This window comes from Nocardioides sp. W7 (genome assembly GCF_022919075.1).
Lineage (GTDB): Bacteria > Actinomycetota > Actinomycetes > Propionibacteriales > Nocardioidaceae > Nocardioides.
In genome coordinates this window covers 3988281-4004510 of the sequence record NZ_CP095078.1, presented here as the reverse complement: position 1 = coordinate 4004510, position 16230 = coordinate 3988281, and the positions used below count along the sequence as shown (strand labels likewise).

At 68.1% G+C, this 16230-nt stretch carries 17 protein-coding genes and 4 tRNA genes; 10 read left to right on the top strand and 11 right to left on the bottom strand.

Annotation, left to right across the window (positions count from 1 at the left end; all coding sequences use genetic code 11):
• The first annotated feature begins 35 nt into the window (after nucleotides 1-35).
• Nucleotides 36-2096: an ice-binding family protein gene (locus tag MUB56_RS18955; protein ID WP_244928564.1), complete on the top strand. Its 2061-nt coding sequence runs from the start codon at nucleotides 36-38 to the stop codon at nucleotides 2094-2096.
• A 61-nt stretch (nucleotides 2097-2157) separates the two neighbouring features.
• On the opposite strand, the gene MUB56_RS18950 is transcribed toward MUB56_RS18955, so the two are convergent.
• The 4 genes from MUB56_RS18950 to MUB56_RS18935 form a co-directional block, all read right to left on the bottom strand.
• On the bottom strand, nucleotides 2158-4266 hold the full coding sequence (locus MUB56_RS18950) for a UvrD-helicase domain-containing protein (RefSeq protein WP_244928563.1): 2109 nt from the start codon (nucleotides 4264-4266) through the stop codon (nucleotides 2158-2160).
• Nucleotides 4267-4675: 409 nt separating this feature from the next.
• Nucleotides 4676-4750, bottom strand: a tRNA-Val gene (locus tag MUB56_RS18945).
• Nucleotide 4751: 1 nt separating this feature from the next.
• A tRNA-Cys gene (locus MUB56_RS18940) sits at nucleotides 4752-4822 on the bottom strand.
• Between the two features lie 34 nt (nucleotides 4823-4856).
• Nucleotides 4857-4929, bottom strand: a tRNA-Gly gene (locus MUB56_RS18935).
• A gap of 134 nt (nucleotides 4930-5063) precedes the next feature.
• Between MUB56_RS18935 and MUB56_RS18930 the strand changes: the two genes are divergently transcribed.
• Nucleotides 5064-5786 (top strand): aminotransferase class IV, encoded by a 723-nt coding sequence (locus MUB56_RS18930; RefSeq protein WP_244928562.1) that lies wholly within the window; start codon nucleotides 5064-5066, stop codon nucleotides 5784-5786.
• Here the strand turns inward: MUB56_RS18930 and MUB56_RS18925 are convergent.
• Complete coding sequence (locus MUB56_RS18925) at nucleotides 5772-6182, bottom strand: SsgA family sporulation/cell division regulator (RefSeq protein WP_244928561.1); 411 nt, start codon at nucleotides 6180-6182, stop codon at nucleotides 5772-5774. The genes MUB56_RS18930 and MUB56_RS18925 overlap by 15 nt on opposite strands.
• A gap of 104 nt (nucleotides 6183-6286) precedes the next feature.
• Here MUB56_RS18925 and MUB56_RS18920 point away from each other — a divergent pair.
• The 5 genes from MUB56_RS18920 to MUB56_RS18900 all read left to right on the top strand — a co-directional run bounded on the left by MUB56_RS18920 (nucleotide 6287) and on the right by MUB56_RS18900 (nucleotide 9944).
• A tRNA-Val gene (locus tag MUB56_RS18920) sits at nucleotides 6287-6358 on the top strand.
• A gap of 356 nt (nucleotides 6359-6714) precedes the next feature.
• Nucleotides 6715-7158 carry a helix-turn-helix domain-containing protein gene (locus MUB56_RS18915; RefSeq protein WP_244928560.1) on the top strand — a complete coding sequence of 148 codons (444 nt, stop codon included), beginning with the start codon at nucleotides 6715-6717 and terminating at the stop codon, nucleotides 7156-7158.
• A complete protein-coding gene (locus MUB56_RS18910) occupies nucleotides 7155-7505 on the top strand; it encodes a HepT-like ribonuclease domain-containing protein (RefSeq protein WP_244928559.1) in 351 nt (116 codons plus the stop codon). Before MUB56_RS18915 ends, MUB56_RS18910 begins: the two co-directional genes overlap by 4 nt.
• A gap of 179 nt (nucleotides 7506-7684) precedes the next feature.
• Entirely contained in the window at nucleotides 7685-8683 is a 999-nt protein-coding gene (locus MUB56_RS18905; protein ID WP_244928558.1) for a DUF1524 domain-containing protein, read from the top strand.
• A gap of 415 nt (nucleotides 8684-9098) precedes the next feature.
• The gene (locus tag MUB56_RS18900; RefSeq protein WP_244928557.1) at nucleotides 9099-9944 is read left to right on the top strand and encodes a nucleotidyltransferase domain-containing protein; all 846 of its coding nucleotides are present in this window, start codon (nucleotides 9099-9101) and stop codon (nucleotides 9942-9944) included.
• Nucleotides 9945-10217: 273 nt separating this feature from the next.
• Here the strand turns inward: MUB56_RS18900 and MUB56_RS18895 are convergent, their stop codons facing one another.
• The 6 genes from MUB56_RS18895 to MUB56_RS18870 form a co-directional block, all read right to left on the bottom strand.
• Nucleotides 10218-10415, bottom strand: a complete 198-nt coding sequence (locus MUB56_RS18895; protein ID WP_257866261.1) for a helix-turn-helix domain-containing protein — start codon at nucleotides 10413-10415, stop codon at nucleotides 10218-10220.
• The gene (locus MUB56_RS18890; RefSeq protein ID WP_244928556.1) at nucleotides 10408-10797 is read right to left on the bottom strand and encodes a helix-turn-helix domain-containing protein; all 390 of its coding nucleotides are present in this window, start codon (nucleotides 10795-10797) and stop codon (nucleotides 10408-10410) included. The genes MUB56_RS18895 and MUB56_RS18890 overlap by 8 nt, the downstream gene beginning before the upstream one ends.
• A gap of 81 nt (nucleotides 10798-10878) precedes the next feature.
• Complete coding sequence (locus MUB56_RS18885; protein WP_244928555.1) at nucleotides 10879-12195, bottom strand: hypothetical protein; 1317 nt, start codon at nucleotides 12193-12195, stop codon at nucleotides 10879-10881.
• On the bottom strand, nucleotides 12195-12485 hold the full coding sequence (locus MUB56_RS18880; protein WP_244928554.1) for a hypothetical protein: 291 nt from the start codon (nucleotides 12483-12485) through the stop codon (nucleotides 12195-12197). The genes MUB56_RS18885 and MUB56_RS18880 overlap by 1 nt, the downstream gene beginning before the upstream one ends.
• Nucleotides 12486-12600: 115 nt before the next feature.
• Complete coding sequence (locus MUB56_RS18875) at nucleotides 12601-13128, bottom strand: hypothetical protein (RefSeq protein WP_244928553.1); 528 nt, start codon at nucleotides 13126-13128, stop codon at nucleotides 12601-12603.
• Between the two features lie 13 nt (nucleotides 13129-13141).
• The gene (locus MUB56_RS18870) at nucleotides 13142-13567 is read right to left on the bottom strand and encodes a single-stranded DNA-binding protein (RefSeq protein ID WP_244928552.1); all 426 of its coding nucleotides are present in this window, start codon (nucleotides 13565-13567) and stop codon (nucleotides 13142-13144) included.
• A 155-nt stretch (nucleotides 13568-13722) separates the two neighbouring features.
• Here MUB56_RS18870 and MUB56_RS18865 point away from each other — a divergent pair, with 155 nt between their 5' ends.
• From MUB56_RS18865 to MUB56_RS18855, 3 genes are all read left to right on the top strand, one after another.
• Nucleotides 13723-14172, top strand: a complete 450-nt coding sequence (locus MUB56_RS18865) for a hypothetical protein (RefSeq protein ID WP_244928551.1) — start codon at nucleotides 13723-13725, stop codon at nucleotides 14170-14172.
• A gap of 289 nt (nucleotides 14173-14461) precedes the next feature.
• Nucleotides 14462-14755: a hypothetical protein gene (locus MUB56_RS18860; protein WP_244928550.1), complete on the top strand. Its 294-nt coding sequence runs from the start codon at nucleotides 14462-14464 to the stop codon at nucleotides 14753-14755.
• Nucleotides 14756-15218: 463 nt separating this feature from the next.
• A complete protein-coding gene (locus MUB56_RS18855) occupies nucleotides 15219-16010 on the top strand; it encodes a sigma factor-like helix-turn-helix DNA-binding protein (RefSeq protein WP_244928549.1) in 792 nt (263 codons plus the stop codon).
• The last annotated feature ends 220 nt before the right edge of the window (nucleotides 16011-16230 follow it).

Below are 16230 nucleotides of genomic sequence, written 5' to 3'. Positions count from 1 at the left end.
CGGATGATCGTGGTGCCTCAATCGAAGGCAACTCCATGAGCCGTAGCGCCCGCCTCGCCCGTCAGAGCTCCACCAGATCCGGGATGGCGGGGGTGGGAGTCGCGGTCTGTGGGCTGCTGCTCGCCGGCCAGCTCGCGGCTCCGCCCGCAGTCGCGGCGGACCCGCCGACGGGCGCGTTCGTGAGCCTGGGCTCCGCCGCCGCCTACTCGGTCCTGGCCGGCGCCGGCGTCTCGAACACCGGCACCGCCACGGTCCTCGACGGCCACCTCGGCCTCAGCCCCACCGGAGTGATCGCCGGCTTCCCACCCGGGACGACGAAGGGCGTCATCCACGACAAGGACGCCGCTGCGGAACAGGCGCAGGCCGACCGTCAGGACGCGTACGACGCCGCAGCCGCCCAGACGAGCACGGACACGTTCGCCGGCGACCAGGCTGGGAAGACCATCAAGCCGGGCGTCCACAGCACGGCTGCGGCGTTCACGAACACGGGCACCATGACCCTCGACGCGGACGGCGACTCGAGCGCGGTCTTCGTCTTCCAGATCGGTGCGGCGTTCAGCTCCGCTGCCGCGACCAAGGTCGTCCTGACCGACGGCGCCCTGGCGAACAACGTCTACTGGCAGGTCCTCGGCGCCGTGTCCTTCGGTGCCGGCGCGAAGCTCGTCGGGACGTTCCTCGGTGCCGGTGTGATCTCGTTCGGCGAGGGGGCCTCCCTGAAGGGCCGCGCCCTCACCTCGAGCACGGTTGCCCTGGCCAACAGTCCGGTCACCGAGCCCATCGACGACCTGACTGCCCCGGTGGTGACCATCGCCGGGGGATCGGGACGCTCCACGAGCGACACCACCCCTGCGATCGCCGGTACGACGGACGAGGCGCCCGGCCGACGCGTCACGGTCTCGGTCGCGGGCCAGACTCTCGCCGCCACCGTCGGCGCCGGCGGGGCGTGGAGTGTGTCCGCGAACGCACTGAGCGAGGGGACGCACACCGTCGTCGCGTCCAGCACCGACGGGTCGCAGAACACGGGCAGCGCGGAGCAGGCCCTGACCGTCGACGTGTCTGCGCCGAGCTTGAACATCGACGGTGGCGACGCCGGCGCGACGAAGGACACGACGCCGACGATCACCGGATCGACGACGGAGCCGGCGGGGTCCGAGGTCCGGGTCACCGTCGGGGGACAGACGTTGGCGGCGGTGGTCGGGGCCGGTGGCCTGTGGGCCGTCATCGCGTCGCCGCTGACCGAGGATGCTCATGCGGTGGTGGCGTCCGGCGACGACGCGGCCGGGAACCAGGGGTCCGCGGTCCAGGTCCTCACGGTGGACCTGACCGTCCCGGTGGTGAGCATCGACGGTGGCGCCGCGACGTCGACCGTCGACACGTCGCCGTGGATCGCGGGCTCCAGCGCCGAGCGGGCCGGGACGACGGTGCGGGTGACGGTCGCTGGTCAGGACCTCACCGCGGTCGTCCAGCCCGGCGGCCGTTGGAGCGTCAGCGCGACCACGCTCCCCGTCGGGGCCCATCCGGTGGTCGCCGCCGTGACCGACGCGGCGCAGAACACCGGCACCGCCACCCAGACCCTGACCGTGACCCCGGTCGGCGGACCCGGTCCTGGCCCGGCCCCCGGCCCCGGCCCCGCACCCGGCCCGGGTCCCGGCCCGGTGCCGCCCGTGACGCAGGGTCGGCCCGACGCGGCCGTGCGAACTCCGGGCGGGAGGTTCGTGGGCGACGGTCGTTACGCGCTCTCGAGCCAGCGAGTGATCGAGAAGCTGACCGGCCGGGACCGGCGTGCCACGTTCGAGGTCCGGATCACGAACCGGGGCAACGTCGCGGATCGGCTGGTCCTGCGGGGCATGCCGAAGAACCGCAAGTTCAAGGTGACCTACCTGGTCGGCGGCCGGAACGTCACCAAGGCGGTCGTCGCCGGCCGCTACCGCACCGGCGCCCTGCGGCCGGGCGCTTCGACGCTCCTGACCGTCAAGGTCACGAGGACGGCCTTGGCCAGGGCGGGCAGCAGCCGGACGTTCGAGGTCCGGGTGGCGTCGTCGGTCTCCGCGTCCGAGCGAGACGCGGTGGCGGGCGTCGTACGCGTGCGTCGCTGAGGGACGAGCCGGCCAGGCACTCACGCTGCACCGCCGGTGGGTCGGAACCTGGCGCTTTCGACTACGACCGGAGGTAGCCCAGCCACAGTCCGTCTCGGGCCCGCGTCATGCCGACGTACAGCTCCCGCCGGAGTCGCTCGCAGCGCTCGGCGTACGAGTCGCTCGTCTCCCCGGGAGACATCTCGGGCGGCCCGGTGCGGAGTCCGGGCATCAGGACGTACTTGAAGTCGAGTCCCTTCGCCCGCTTGAAGGTGCCGAGCTTGACCTCGTCCGTCGTCCGGCCGTCGTACTCCCTGAGGTCGACGTGGGGGATGCCGGCGTTGCGGAGCGTCCGCTCGTAGCGGCGGACGTCCCACCGGCGTTCGACCAGGACGGCGAGGTCACCCCAGGGCACGCCCATCGCGTGAGTGCGCGTCAGCTGCAGGCGCAGGGCCGAGTCGAGTCCCGCCTGGCGTTCGGCCATCCACCGGACCGGCTGGTAGCCACGGCGCGGGACCTCGGCGTCGCGACGTCCCGGCTCGGGCAGCCCGTCGAGGTCCTCGAAGGTGTCGGTCGAGACGAGTCGCGCGGCCTCCTCGAGGATCTCGCGGGTGTTGCGGTAGTTGACGCGCAGCACCGTGCCGCGACCGGCGACGCTGATGCCTGCCTCGCTCAGGGTGAACCCGCCTGGATAGACCGACTGCTGGCCGTCGCCGATGATCAGGAGGCGGTCCGGGCCGTCCCCGGCGAGGGCCGCGAGGAACCGGAACGCCGCCAGGTTGAGGTCCTGGACCTCGTCGACGATGACCGCGCTGTAGGTGAAGAGGTCGGGATAGGTGTCGACGGCCGCCTTGGCCCGAATCAGCAGGTCGTTGAAGTCCTGGATGCCCTGCTCGGCGAGCTCGGCCTCGTACGCGGAGTAGAGGTCCCAGACGTGCGCTCGGTCAGCGGCCTGCAGGGGAGTCTTGCGGCCGACGCGACGCAGCTCGCGATAGTCGCCGAACTCGGTGAGGCCCCGCCCCTTGATGACGCAGTCGATCTCCTCCTTCCAGTACGACGCTCGTTCGTCGACGGCACCAAGCTTGGTGGCCGCGTCCGTGCGTCGCCAGGCCTCCTGGAAGGCTCGGTCGGCGCCCTTCTGGTCGAGCCGGATCTTCTGTCCCGTCCGCTCAAGAGCGCGGAACGCCAGGGCATGCACGCCGACGAACTCGATCCTCTCGGCGGCGTTGGGGGACAGCCGTGTGGCCAACGACGAGAGCACGACGGGGAGGGTCTTCACGAAGGACGTGACCAGCACGGGACGGTCGGTCCGCTCGGCGAGATAGACGGCACGGTGGAGACCCACGACCGTCTTGCCGGTACCCGCCGGTCCTCGGATCCGTGCCGGCCCGTTCCAGTGGGAACGGACCAGCTTGTTCTGGTCGGGGTGCAGGAACGTCATCCAGTCCTCGATCGGCCCCGCCAGTGCGCTCTCCAGCAACGACTGGGTGATCGCCTCGACATCGATCAGTGCGGGGGATGGCTCCGCGAGTCGCCGGGGCTGGACCTTCACCGGGGCGGGCGTCGGACGTAACGGATCGCCGTCGATCTCCGGGCACGCCCGGGCGATGGCAGCGGCCACGACGGTGACCTGGTCCCCGGTGAAGCGCTGACGCAACCCCGCCAGCCAGGCGACCACCTGCCCCGCCCCAACGACCGTGACCGGCCCGACCGCGGTGGCCCGCACGGCGTGACTGGTGAACACCATCGCCGCGCTGACGGCGGCTGCGGCCAGGCCGGTGTCCGCGATGGACTCCACGATGCTGCCGACGAGCCGAGCCAGCTTCGCGACCTCGTCATCCTCGCGAGCGTCACCCCGAAAGACGACCCCGTTGCGGATCTCCAGCTCGGCCCAGTGCTTTGCGTCGAGTACGACGACCCCGCCGGGCCCGACGAGGAGGAAGTCGACGTTCGCCCGCTTCGATCCGGGCCACCGCCGGTCCTCCAGGACAGTCCAGCCCAGCACCGAGAGCGGGCGCACGATCTCGGCCAACTCCTGCTCCGAATGACAAGCCGCCGCGAAGTTGTGCGCGAGCTGGCGCTTCTGCTGGACCAGGTCGAAGAGAGCGTCCGCCTCTCCGTTCAGCTCCGTGCTTCGACGCAGCGCAGACTCGCCTGCCCCCATCTCGACCTCCAGCTCAGGTGACTCCACGCGGGTGACACCCGTGCGTTGGTCTCAGAGGTTTCGGCATCGCGACCATCCGGGTTGAGGCCTGGAGCAGTGTCCTGAGACGCCAGGGGGAGAAGGCTCGGTCAGCGTGTCGTCGCGGCCGAGCTGAACTTCGGCGTCCTCGTCGCCAAGACCACTGACGTGCGAGCGGAGCGACTGAGGCGTCTGGGCCTTCTGCAGCAGCGCTTCGACGCGCTGCCGGTCGATGAGTCGGTGTCGGCCAGCTACGGCCGTCTCGCCGCTGCGACGGTTGGCGAACGCTCGGCTACCGCCGGTCCGGAGTGGGACAACGACCCGACGTGGACGCGGAACCACTGGCTACATATTGGCCACCGACCAGGAATGAAGAAGGCCCCGAACCCGCATTTCGCAGGTCAGGGGCCGATAGTGCTGGTGGGCGATACTGGGTTTGAACCAGTGACCTCTTCCGTGTCAAGGAAGCGCGCTACCACTGCGCCAATCGCCCGAGGTGGAGACGGGATTTGAACCCGTGTAGACGGATTTGCAGTCCGTTGCCTCGCCTCTCGGCCACTCCACCAATAGGAGGTCAAACCAAGAGAGAGACCTCTCCGAGCGGACAACGAGACTCGAACTCGCGACCTCAACCTTGGCAAGGTTGCGCTCTACCAACTGAGCTATGTCCGCCTGCTCCCTGGGCCGTGGCCCTGAGTGCGTGAGAACATTAACCCACGGCCTGGGGCGTGCCAAATCCGGGTGTCGGCGTGTTGCCCGCCCGATGAACCCAGGTTTGTGGGGCCCACGACTCCTAGGGTGACGGTGTGAAAGCGCAGGTCGCAGCGGGCGACGGGGTCTTCGAGGCGGTCAAGGTCGTCGAGGGGCGGCCGTTCGCGCTCGACCTCCACCTCGCGCGGCTCGCGCACGGAGCGGCGGCGGTCGGGCTGCCGCCGCTCGACGAGGACGGCGTACGACGCCAGGTGGCCGACGCACTTGCTGGTGAGCACCTGCCGCTGGGCCGGCTCCGGATCACCTGCACCGGTCCCGGGGTCGTCACGGTGACGGCCTCGGCGATGGCCGCGCACCCGGAGACGACAACGGTCGCAACCGCGCCCTGGCCGCGCAACGAGCGAGCGGCGCTGGCCGGGCTGAAGGCGACGGCGTACGCCGAGAACGTCCTCGCGCTCGCCCACGCCCGCGGCGCGGGGGAGGCGGTCTTCGCCAACCTGGCCGGCGACCTCTGCGAGGGCACCACCACCAACGTCTTCTACGTCGTCGACGGCGAGCTGCGCACCCCGACCCTGGCGAGTGGCTGCCTGCCGGGCGTCACCCGCGCGCTCGTCCTGGAGTGGTACGGCGGCCGCGAGGTCGACGAGCCGATCGCGACGGTGCGGGAGCGGGCCGACGAGGTGTTCCTGGTCAGCACCACCCGCGACGTCCAGGGGGTCATTCGCTGGGACGAGCGTGAGCTCCCGGCGCCCGGCCCGGTGACCCGCGAGGTGGCCGCGACCTGGCGGCGCCGCGAGGCGGAGCTACTCGGTCCCTGAGGCGAGCAGCGCGACCAGCAGCTCGTCGGCATCGACCCGCTCACCGCCCAGCGCAAGCACGTCGAGGGTCGCGGCCAGAAAGGCCCCGAGCTCGGTCCGGGGGAGCGCGGTGACCAGGCAGCCGGTGGGGGAGCGGAACCGGATCTCGATCGCCTCCCAGGAACGCCGGGGCCGGACCAGTATGTCGCCCTCGCCCACGGCCACCTCCAGTCCGGCGATCAGCAGCTCCCGGTCGACCAGCCACGCGACGTCGTCCCGCGGACCGTGGAAGACCACGCGAACGGCGTACGGATCCAGGTCGGCGTACGCCAGCGTCGCCGAGAGCGTCGTACGACGCCCGGACGGGGTCCGGCAGCGCAGCAGGACGGCGTGGCTGACGGTGCCGGAGATGCCCATGCTCGTACGACGCAGACGGCCGCCGATCGGTTCGGATCAAGCGGGGTTTCTCCCCATTTGGGCGCCCCCGCGGGCCATGGGCTAGAGTTTCGGCCGCACCACAGGGGCGATTGGCGCAGTGGTAGCGCGCTTCGTTCACACCGAAGAGGTCACTGGTTCGAACCCAGTATCGCCCACCCCGTTTCCGCAGGTCAGAGGCATGTTTTTCAGGTCGCGCCGCTGACGGGGAACATCCAGGGAATAGTAGGAGCCGTTCTGTCGGGCTTCCCCAGGTGTTCCCTAGGCCGCAAGGCGGCCGCCCGTGACCATCTGTCGGCGACGGTTGAACTGTTCGCCTGACCGCTCGGCGCCGGGGTCACTAGGCTGCCCGGACACGCTGATGAAGGGTCGAGAGGACGCCGCTCGGGTTCGAGAACAAGGTTGCCTTCGTGTGGAAGGGTCGCTTACAAGCTGCCGGCTGAGCGCTGGTCACGTCAGATCAGAGGAGCATTGGATATATCGAGGCCGATAACAATTTCGCTATCATGGTCCGGTGAACATTCGCGAAGCGCGACGGGCGGCCGGCCTAACCCAGTCACAGCTCGCCTGTGCCGCGCGAGTGTCGCAGCCCAACCTGTCGGCGTACGAGAACGGTCGTCGGACGCCGTCACTAGAGGTGCTTGAGCGGATCGGCCGTGCGCTTGCTGGGCGGCCGTCGGTGCGAGTTGCGGCGCACCGAGAGTCCATCCGTGACCTCGTCGCCAAGTTCCACGCCTCTGACCCTCGGGTGTTCGGATCAGTGGCCCGCGGAGACGACGAGCCCGGGTCTGACGTCGACATCGTCGTCGACTTCACTGCCGACGCGTCGCTGCTCGACGAGGTCGGGCTGCGTCTGGCGCTGCGTGACCTGCTGCAGGTCGAGGTCGACGTTGTCGCCTCCGACGGCCTGCGTGGCGCGTTCCGCGAACGCGTTCTCAGCGAAGCCGTCCCGGTGTGACTGCCGACAAGGCGCGCGACGCGGCGGAGCGCGTGGTGGCCGTGTGTGACGTCCTTGCGGAGATCATTGGCGACGACCCCGCGGCGTTCGAGTCCGACGTCCGCACGCAGTGGGCGGTGGAGATGGGGTTGATCCGGATCGGCGAGGGCGTCAACCGAATCCCGGATGAGGTGTTGGCGCGCTTTCCCGACCAGCCCTGGCGGCAGATCGTCGCGATGCGCAACTTCGCGGCCCACCAGTACGACGACCTCGTCCCGCGCCGCGTCTGGCGCACTGTCACCCAGGCCGTACCTGTCTTGCGGCGCTACCTGTCGGACACTGTCATTCCGGGACTTGAAGACCGATAGTCAGCCGACGCAGACCAGCTGTCACCAATCCGTGCAACAGGTCCCTCGAGGAGCCATGGCTGGCCTACGGTCAATACCGTTCACGCACCAGAGAGGTCCCGTTGGCTACCTGCAAGACCGTCCCGCCGGACATCCGCCTGACGCCTGAACCCCTCCCATACGCGGCGAGGCGAGCCCTCGTGCTCCTCGGCCTAGCACTTGTTCTCGTAGCCCTCACGAGTTGCTCCTACCTCTCCGCCACCCCGTCGTCCGAGACGAGGCCCCAAGAGTCCGTGGCGATGCACACTGCCGAAGAGCCGGGTAAGTCGGGGTCGCTCGAGCCGCTGGCCGGAGAGCAGGTCAGGTCGACGCTGGCAGAGGCCGTCGAGGCGCTGCCCGGCGCACCGGAGGTACGGGAAGGTTACGAACGCGACCTGTTCAGCCACTGGTCTGATGTCGACGGCAACGGGTGCGACACCCGCGCGGAAGTGTTGATCAGCCAGAACAGGTCGGCAAGCGCCGGCCTCACCCGCTCGTGCGACGTCCTCGACGGCGAGTGGCTCTCCTACTACGACCAGGTGACCACCCACCACGCCTCCGACGTCGAGATCGATCATCTCGTGCCGCTCGCCGAGGCCTGGGACTCCGGAGCGTCAACCTGGTCATCGCATCGTCGCGAGGCCTTTGCCAACGACCTGGGCGACCGGCGCTCCCTCGTCGCGGTCTCGAGCGCCTCCAACCAGTCCAAGTCCGACGGTGACCCGGCAGACTGGATGCCTGCCTTCAAGACGTGCGTCTACATCTCCTCGTGGGTCGCGGTGAAGACCCGCTGGCAGCTCAGCGTCGACGACCGAGAACGAGACGCGCTACGCGAGTACGCCAGCGCCTGCGGTGACCGCCGTACGACCGTCGTCATCGCCCAGCCCACCGGCGACGGCAGCACCCGAGACGCTCGCCCGTCCGACGCCGCCTCCCTGCCCGCGGCTGACGAGGCACCTCCCCCCGGTTCCCCGGCGCCTGCGGAGAACACAGTGGCAGGGGAGAGCGAGGGTCCGGCCGACAGCGCGGGCATTGATCCGCGATTCGACTACTGCACCGGCGTGCTGGACGCCGGGCTCGGGCCGTACGAACGAGGAACCGACCGGGAGTACGCCTGGTACACAGACGGAGACGGCGACGGAATCGTCTGCGAAAGTTGACGGTGCAGGTCCCCGACTCGACCCGACGACTCAGCTCAGATGCGATGTCGTAGTCCGATTCGTCACCCTGACGCGCCCAGGTTTGATGCCGCTCCTCTTGAGTCCAAAAGGGACACGCCACTAGCGAACCTCAGAATCTTGTCGCCGGGATGACGACTGTCGGAGACAGCTCAGAGCTCTCGGTGATCGACCTAACCACGAGGCAACTATGGGCTTCTAACGTCCACAGCATGATGCCGAGCGAGGCGCTCATCGAGACTGAGAGGGCAGGATGAGGCAACGCTTCTGCCTGTTCAGGCTCCGCCTGGTCCGGAATCCTGGGCGGATCGGGCTACACGGGGTCCCGAATCTAGCTGCGACGATTGTTGGCGCAATCATATGACTGCCATTCCGATCATGGCTTAGTCTGAGACGCATGCACTTCAACCAGCCCTTCGGTGGGGTCATGCCGGGTGCTCGTGGCGCGGTACTCGCGGTCTTGCTGCGCAATGGTGAGCCGCTGACGGGCCGGCAGATTCACCGCATCGTCAGTGACGAGCACAGCCTGTGGTCAGTTCAGGAGTCGTTGAAGGCACTCACCGACCTCGGGCTGGTCACGTCCCGCACGGTGGGTAGGGCCGGCATCCACGAGATCAACGAGGCGCACGCGTCGGTGGCGCCATTGCGGGCCCTCCTTGATCCGATGACATCGCTACGTGCGGCTGTCTCCGATGCGGTTGGCTCGGACGTGGACGCAGTGCTGCTTTTCGGTTCCATCGCCCGCGGGGAAGCCACGGAGGCGAGTGACGTCGACCTTGCGGTTATCGCCGCTGCCGGCTGGGGCGGACGGGTCGAGCTCGAGGACATCGTGCGAGCGCGGCTGGGCAATGAGTGCGACGTCCTCGTGTTTACCCCGGCCGAGTTCGTAGAGAGGGCGCAGGAGGCGGAGCCCGTGGTAGTCGACATCGTCCGCGAGGGCGTTGCCTTGGTGTCGGAAGCCGGTCCTCAGCCGAGGCGCCGCCTGATGGCGACCGCTGAGCAGCGCAACCACGCCAGGAACTACCTGAAGAAGGCGGAGGAGTACGTCGCGTCCGCGGCGGCCAATCTCGCGGCCGGGCGGAACACGCCAACTGCGGGTGACTCGATCCACGCTGGCATCTGCGCGAAGGATGCCATCGTCACGGTGCTGACCGGCTCCACTCGCAAGGGCGCCGACCACGCCACCTGCAGCCAAGGAGCTACGACGAGCGCTGGGTGCCCGACCCGCCGCAACGACTGCTAAGCGCGCCGTACGCGAGATGCTCGCGGTCAAGGGTGACGTCGAGTACGGCACCAACCTCATCACCGGCGCCAAGGCCGAGCCGCTGGTACGGAGACCGACTCGTTGGTCGAGCTGGCGACCGAGGTCGTCCGGCTCGGCGGATAGAAGAACCACGTCATCGCAAGCTCGCGGACGACGAGTTCTCCGTTCATCCGGACTCTGGGCAGCGCGAGTAGTTCCGGTGAGTCGGCGGGCCGCCCGCGTGCAGTCGCGGATTGCCCTCGTCCATCACGGTCACCGCCGAGCTGAGGGGATTCGGCGCAGTGCGGATTCGAGTTCGTCGAGTCGTAGCCGGATGGAGCGGCGCCCGCATTGGTAGGCGGGGATGGTGCCGTCGCTGATGCGACGGCGGATGGTCCGGGTGGACAGGGACATGATCTCGGCGGCTTCGTCGAGGCTGACGTAGACGGGGAGTTCTCGCTTTCTAGCCACGGGGCTTCTCCTGGCCGGGCGTGTGGATCGAGCGGCTGCTCGTGGTGGCGGAGCTGAGGAGCCGGCGGGTTTCGGCGACGGTGATGTAGAGGCGGCCGCAGCCGTTGAAGCGGGCCCAGCGGGGACCGACGCCGCGTCGGCGCCAGTCGCGGACGGTGCGTTGGGGGGTGCGGATGAGGTCGCAGAACTCTTCGACGGTGATGAGTCCTCCGTCGTCCCAGTCGTCGGGGACCTGGATGGGGACGGCGCGCGGGCCGTAACCGGGGCGGAGAACGCGCCATGTCAGCAGGGTCGCTTTCGGCACGCCGAGATGGCCGCAGGCGTCGTCAGTGTTCAGGAACGGGTCTCGGACCATCGAGACGACGGTGTCTGACGTGCTCATGTCGGTGGACATTTGCTCTCCCTCGGTCGGCATCACTGCCTAGGTACACGGGCCCCGCCGGCGCGAGCCGGTGGTCCGCGGTCAGATGTTCGGGACTTCGACAGCCCGTCCTTTGGTCGGGCGATGGATCAGCGCGGAGTGCAGGTCGACTCGCGTCGGTCCCGGGGTGGCCTCGGGCGGGTCGTCCTTGGGGCGCAGTCGCTCGCGCACGGTCTTCACCACTGCGAGATCGGTCGCCGACGTGATCGGGACGAAGCGTTCACGAACCGGGTGGACCAGTTGCCCGCCCCCGCCCACAATTCGCGGAAGAGTCACGCGCTTGAAGAAGGCACCACGCTCGACCCCGTCCTCGATGACGTCGGCGATGCGGTCGTCGAGGCGGTGGAACAGCAATTGGAACCCCGAGAGGACACGTGGCTCAAGGATGGTGTCCTTGGGGAGGGCTTTCAGTCGCGTGACGGCATTCGCACCTTCGGCCACGGCCAGTCCGCCCCTTCCGAGAAGGCCACCGACCTCGCGTAGCTGCTTCTGCATGACCGAGTAGGTCTCGGCGCGCGCGGTCCATCGCTCGGCGAGACGTTCGTCGATGCGGGCGGCGTACGGCGCGAGGTGCGCAGAGACGAGGCGCTGGGAATCGACGACCAGTCGAAGGTTGGTCGCGTTGGGCACTGACCTCATCCGGACCACGAGGTTGTGCTGTGCCTGCAGTACGCCGAGGACCCCGGGACGGGCTGTGCCGGTGATGACCTTCGTCTTCGGTCGCCAGCCGAGGTGATCGACGGCGTAGTCAGGTTGGCCGAGATTCACGTCCAGCGCTGCGGCCAGCGAAGCCCAGCCGAGGCGGGCACTCTGGGAGAGCGGCTCCCAACCGGGTGTGTTCTTGTATCGCTGGTCAAGGACGACCAGTGCCTGGGTCAGCGCGGCGGCGTCGCCGACCAGAGCCTGGGCCTGGGGTGTGGTCATCTGCGCGGACACGCGCTCGCTGGTGTCGTGTTCCGCCAGAGCCGCGGCACGGGCAGCGAGACGCCAGTGGTCCACCATCGGGTTGGCGTTCGGCGTGGCCAGCGCATCCGTTGACGCGGGGCTCGCGGTCGACTGCTGCTTTGCGAGGTCGATCGCCCGCGCCAGCTCGCCGGCCGCGGTCAGATGCGAACCCGGTGCGCCGACCGACCGGAACGGATTCCGCTGTGGCGGCGGCATGTTGGAGAACGCCAGCGGGCTGGCGGCGCGCATCGCCTGACCCAGCCAGACGAGCACGGTCTGCCGGTACGCCCGGATCAGTCCGCCGAGGACCTCCCGATCCTCGGACGTCGGCCCAACCAGCCGCTGCTGAACTCTGTGTTGCCGGAGAAGCGCTGCGAACTCTTCCCGCATCACCGCGCCGGTCTCCCCGTACATCAGGTGCCGTCCAACGCGTGTGCGTCATCGAGCATGGCGATGATGAGTTCGACGGTGAGCGGGTCGACGCCGTACTGCTCCAGCTCCTCCAGCGCTGACGTCGCGACAGCCAGCAGAATGGCGCGGTCTTCAGCGGTGTCGGCCGATGGGCATTCGTCCCCGTGGAGGCGATCGAGCTCGATGAGGACGTGCTCATACGCAGAGGAGGCGTCGATGGTCGATGCCTGATCCGCGAGCGCAGCGAGGCACGAGCGCGCTTGCGCCAAGGTCAGTGCGTGGGGGAGTAGCACGATCAACTCCTTTCCTGGTGGAGTGCCACCGTCGCCAGTGCATCGAGTCGCGTCGATGGAGTCGCGAAGCCTGTGGGATCCAGGTGCGGGGCCGTGCCCATGGGGCGGATCCGGCTCAGCCGGGCAAGGACCGCCGGGCAACGGCCTCGGCGGACTTCCGCCTGAGTACGTCGGCGCGAACGACCTGATCGAAGTCGTGGCGGCGGTCGGCGATGGAGATCTCGCCGCCGAGCTCCACGCCCTTCTCGCCGGGCCAGACGGTCTGGCGGGTCGGGCGGTCCCGGTCGAGGCGGGTGCCGCAGATCGCGACCCAGTCGCGTAGCCGGTTGCGTGCGTCCGCGAAGTCACGCATCCACGCGATCGGCGCCGACGGACTCGCTGTCTCGTGGTAGCAACTGAGCCAGTGTGTGTGGAGGGCGGAGAGTTCCCAGACGAGCTCGTCGTGGCGGTGCCAGTACGGCGGAACGATCGACGGTGGGAGCCCGAAGGTCACCTTCAGCCAGGTCACCCAGGCGTCCAGGTCGTGCCACTCGCGGTCAGCGTCCTCGGGGTGGAGGAGGTTCCAGTTGATCGCCTCCGGCGGACGCTCGAGGAGTTCGGTCACTCCGCGGTAGTCGTCGTCGGGGTCGTCGTATATGCCCATGGTCGACAGTGGCTCAGATCGCTATGGGCGGCGGCTCGGGCACCGGCGTCGGCGAGTTCTCCGGTGCCGTACGGCGGCCGCGCTGCACGAGGTAGTCGGTCTTGTTGACGTTGTGGCCGATCTTCCTGGCGACGAACTCCTCCTTGATCACGCTCGCGCCTTCGTGGTTCTCGACCTCGTACTCGTATTCGTGGACATAGCCGCTCGCGACGAACGAGTCGCCCTTGCGGAACCGCGCGTACGTCTCCCGGGCCGTGCCCTCGAACGCGACCATGTCGTGGAAGGTCGGGTCGAGCTTGGCAAAGCTCCCGTCGACCTCCTTGCGCCACTGCTCAACACCGACGCGCAGCCGGCAGCACTCGGCGCCGTGCTTGGTGAAATGGAGGTCGGGCGCTGACGCGACGAAACCGACCAGGCTCATCTGGGTGGGGATGGACATTTCAACTCCTGAGTGGGGCAGATCATGCGAGCCGCGTTCAGGAGTTAGGTGCGAGCGGGAGGACAAGGCCGTTGGGCAGGGCACATTCGCGGGGCAGTGACGCGGGACGTCGGCGCAGAAGAAGGCTTGTCCCAACTGTCGCCTAGCCTCGACATGTGACCACTCAGCACATCGGCGCGGCTGGCGAGCTGCTCGTGCAGTATCGCTTGCTGAAGGGCGGCATCGACAGCGCCCGTCTGACCACGGACGCGGGCATCGATCTTGTCGTCTACGCGCCAGGAAGCGCCAAAGCCACGACCGTCCAGGTAAAGACCAACCTCGCTGCCAAGCCTGCTGGCGGAAAGGGGCAACTGAGTAGAGGCTGGGACTTCCCCGACGCATGTCCCGCCCAACTCTTGGCGCTGGTCGCCCTCGATTCGGATCGCGTGTGGCTGTTGACGATCACCGAAGCGCGTGAGCTCGCGCAGCAGCATTCGCCCAAGGGGATCCGCAAGCTCTACTGGTTCGTCGAGCCGCCGTGCGGACGTGCCACCGGAGCCCGACACGAGGGACAGATGGCTCAGTACCTGCTCGAAAGCCGAGCTCCGCAGCTCTTCCCGCACTGACCGCCCCTGACGCGGGGGAAAGAGGCACTTCTCGCGGCATGGGAGCGCTAACCCGCCAAGCTCTCAACTGTGCGACGGCTCGGCTCCATTCCATCTTTGAGGGTGCCTCCGGAGTTGCAACCGACGCTGTAACACTGAGCCTCAAGTGCATCGCGTGCCATGCCGATAAGGGGGCGTGGCCTCGCAAAACGACAGCTTGCTCCAGCTCCGCTCTGGGAGTCTGGCCTGCCCCCTCTGCCGCGGTGACGTGGTGACGACGTCCTCGGGGTGCCTGCCGTGCCACCTGCCGATGCGCGACGTTCTGCGCCACCAGCCGCGCCGATCGCGTTCGCACGCCGTGCGGGTCCGGCTGACCGGACTCGTCCTCTACAGCGCCGTCGTCGCCTGGTGCGCCTACCAACTGCCCGATTCGCTGCTGTTCGTCGTCCCCGGCGCAGTGCTTGGAGGCGGGGGGCTGCACGTCTGGCGCGGCCGACCCTGGCTGGGCCTGGTGGTGTTCGCCATCATCGTGGTCGCGGTTCCCATGCTGTTGTGGCCATCGATGCTTACGGGCACCTATGCCGACCTGCGAGACGGGTTCTGAGGGATCTATCAAGTGATGGTCGAGCCCGTGCGCCGACGTCGACGCGCACGGGCTGGGCCCACCTATCACATGGCACTGCTGTCTCCCACGGTCCGATGGCCGCGACCGAGGCGGCGTCAGACTCGCTGGCGGAGTCTGACCCCGACAAAGCGCCTGTCATCCATACGAGAGTGCGCTTCGGGGCACGCCGACAAGCGGGGGAATGGGTCACCACGCGATGACCGCCTGCAAGAACGGCTGATCGGTCAGTGCCCCGTCACTCGGCTAGCCAGCAAGTTCAGTGTCGAACGACCCGCCACGTCTTCTACGCGCCTTGTCGGGGGTATTTGAGATGATGGCGTCCACGGCGCAACGTCACAGAAAATAGTTTCGGGAAAGTTGGGGGGTAGGGCCTATGTCGGCACTTAAGAGGGGACATCTGCGAGCTTGCTCGTAGACGTCGCCGACAGATTGAGGAGACGTTATGGCCTCCGAGCCAGAGCGCGAGCCGGGAGCTCCCGGCGCCTCAGTCGAGCCCGTACAACGTGATTCAGATGCCAACGCTGTGCCTCTGGACTGGCTCCGGGAGCCCGAGCACATTGCCCTGGCCGAGACGATCGACCGCATGGCCGGCGATGTCGACCTGGTAACGGTGCTGGCGCTGCAGAACTACGAGGGTCCGGACTACGACTATTTCGCGACCGAGATGGCCAAGTATGGGATGGCTGTCTTCGGCGCCTGGATTTTCCACAAGACGGTTTTCGAGAAGTGTCGCGCCCGGGGCTACGGCCTCCCGGCACTCGACCGGCCCTTCACGTCTGACGAGATTGACGAGCTGAAGGGCGAGACTGTCGCCAAGGCCCTCCACCACTTCAGGGTGGACGTGCTGATGAAGAGGAAGTGGGACAGCACCAAGGGTGCGACCCTCCGTACCTACTTCATCGGTCAGTGCATCATCCGCTTCGCCAACATCTACCGGCAGTGGTACGGCAACGAGGCCCGCTTCAAGAACGGGAGCAGGGTCGACGACGACCAGTTCCTGATCGATGTTTTGGGTGCCGGGACCGCCAACACGGCGAAGGCGGCGATCGACCGGTCCGTCATCGAACAGGCCCTGGCCCAGGTCAAGGACCCGCGAGTCAAGCGCGCCATGTTGCTGACGGCGAACGGCCGGAGTCAGGCCGAGATCGCTGCCGAGCTGAACATCACGGTCAAGGCCGTCGAGCGAATGCTGGCCAACGAGAGGATGCGACAGAGGGGAAGGTGGGCAGGTTGAGCAAGAACATCAGGGCATCTGTCGAGCGGAGCTCGCTCGGCACGAAGAAGGCTGCCGCTGCACGGCGGACGGTCACGACGAACGCTGCATCGCAGGTGGTGGCTCGCGCTGCCGCCCAGGGGAGATTCACTCAAACTTCTCGGAAGAAAGCTGGGGGATAGGTCGGCTGGCGCCACCTATACATAGATGTCCGAAGCTCCAACGGAGCAACGGATGGAGC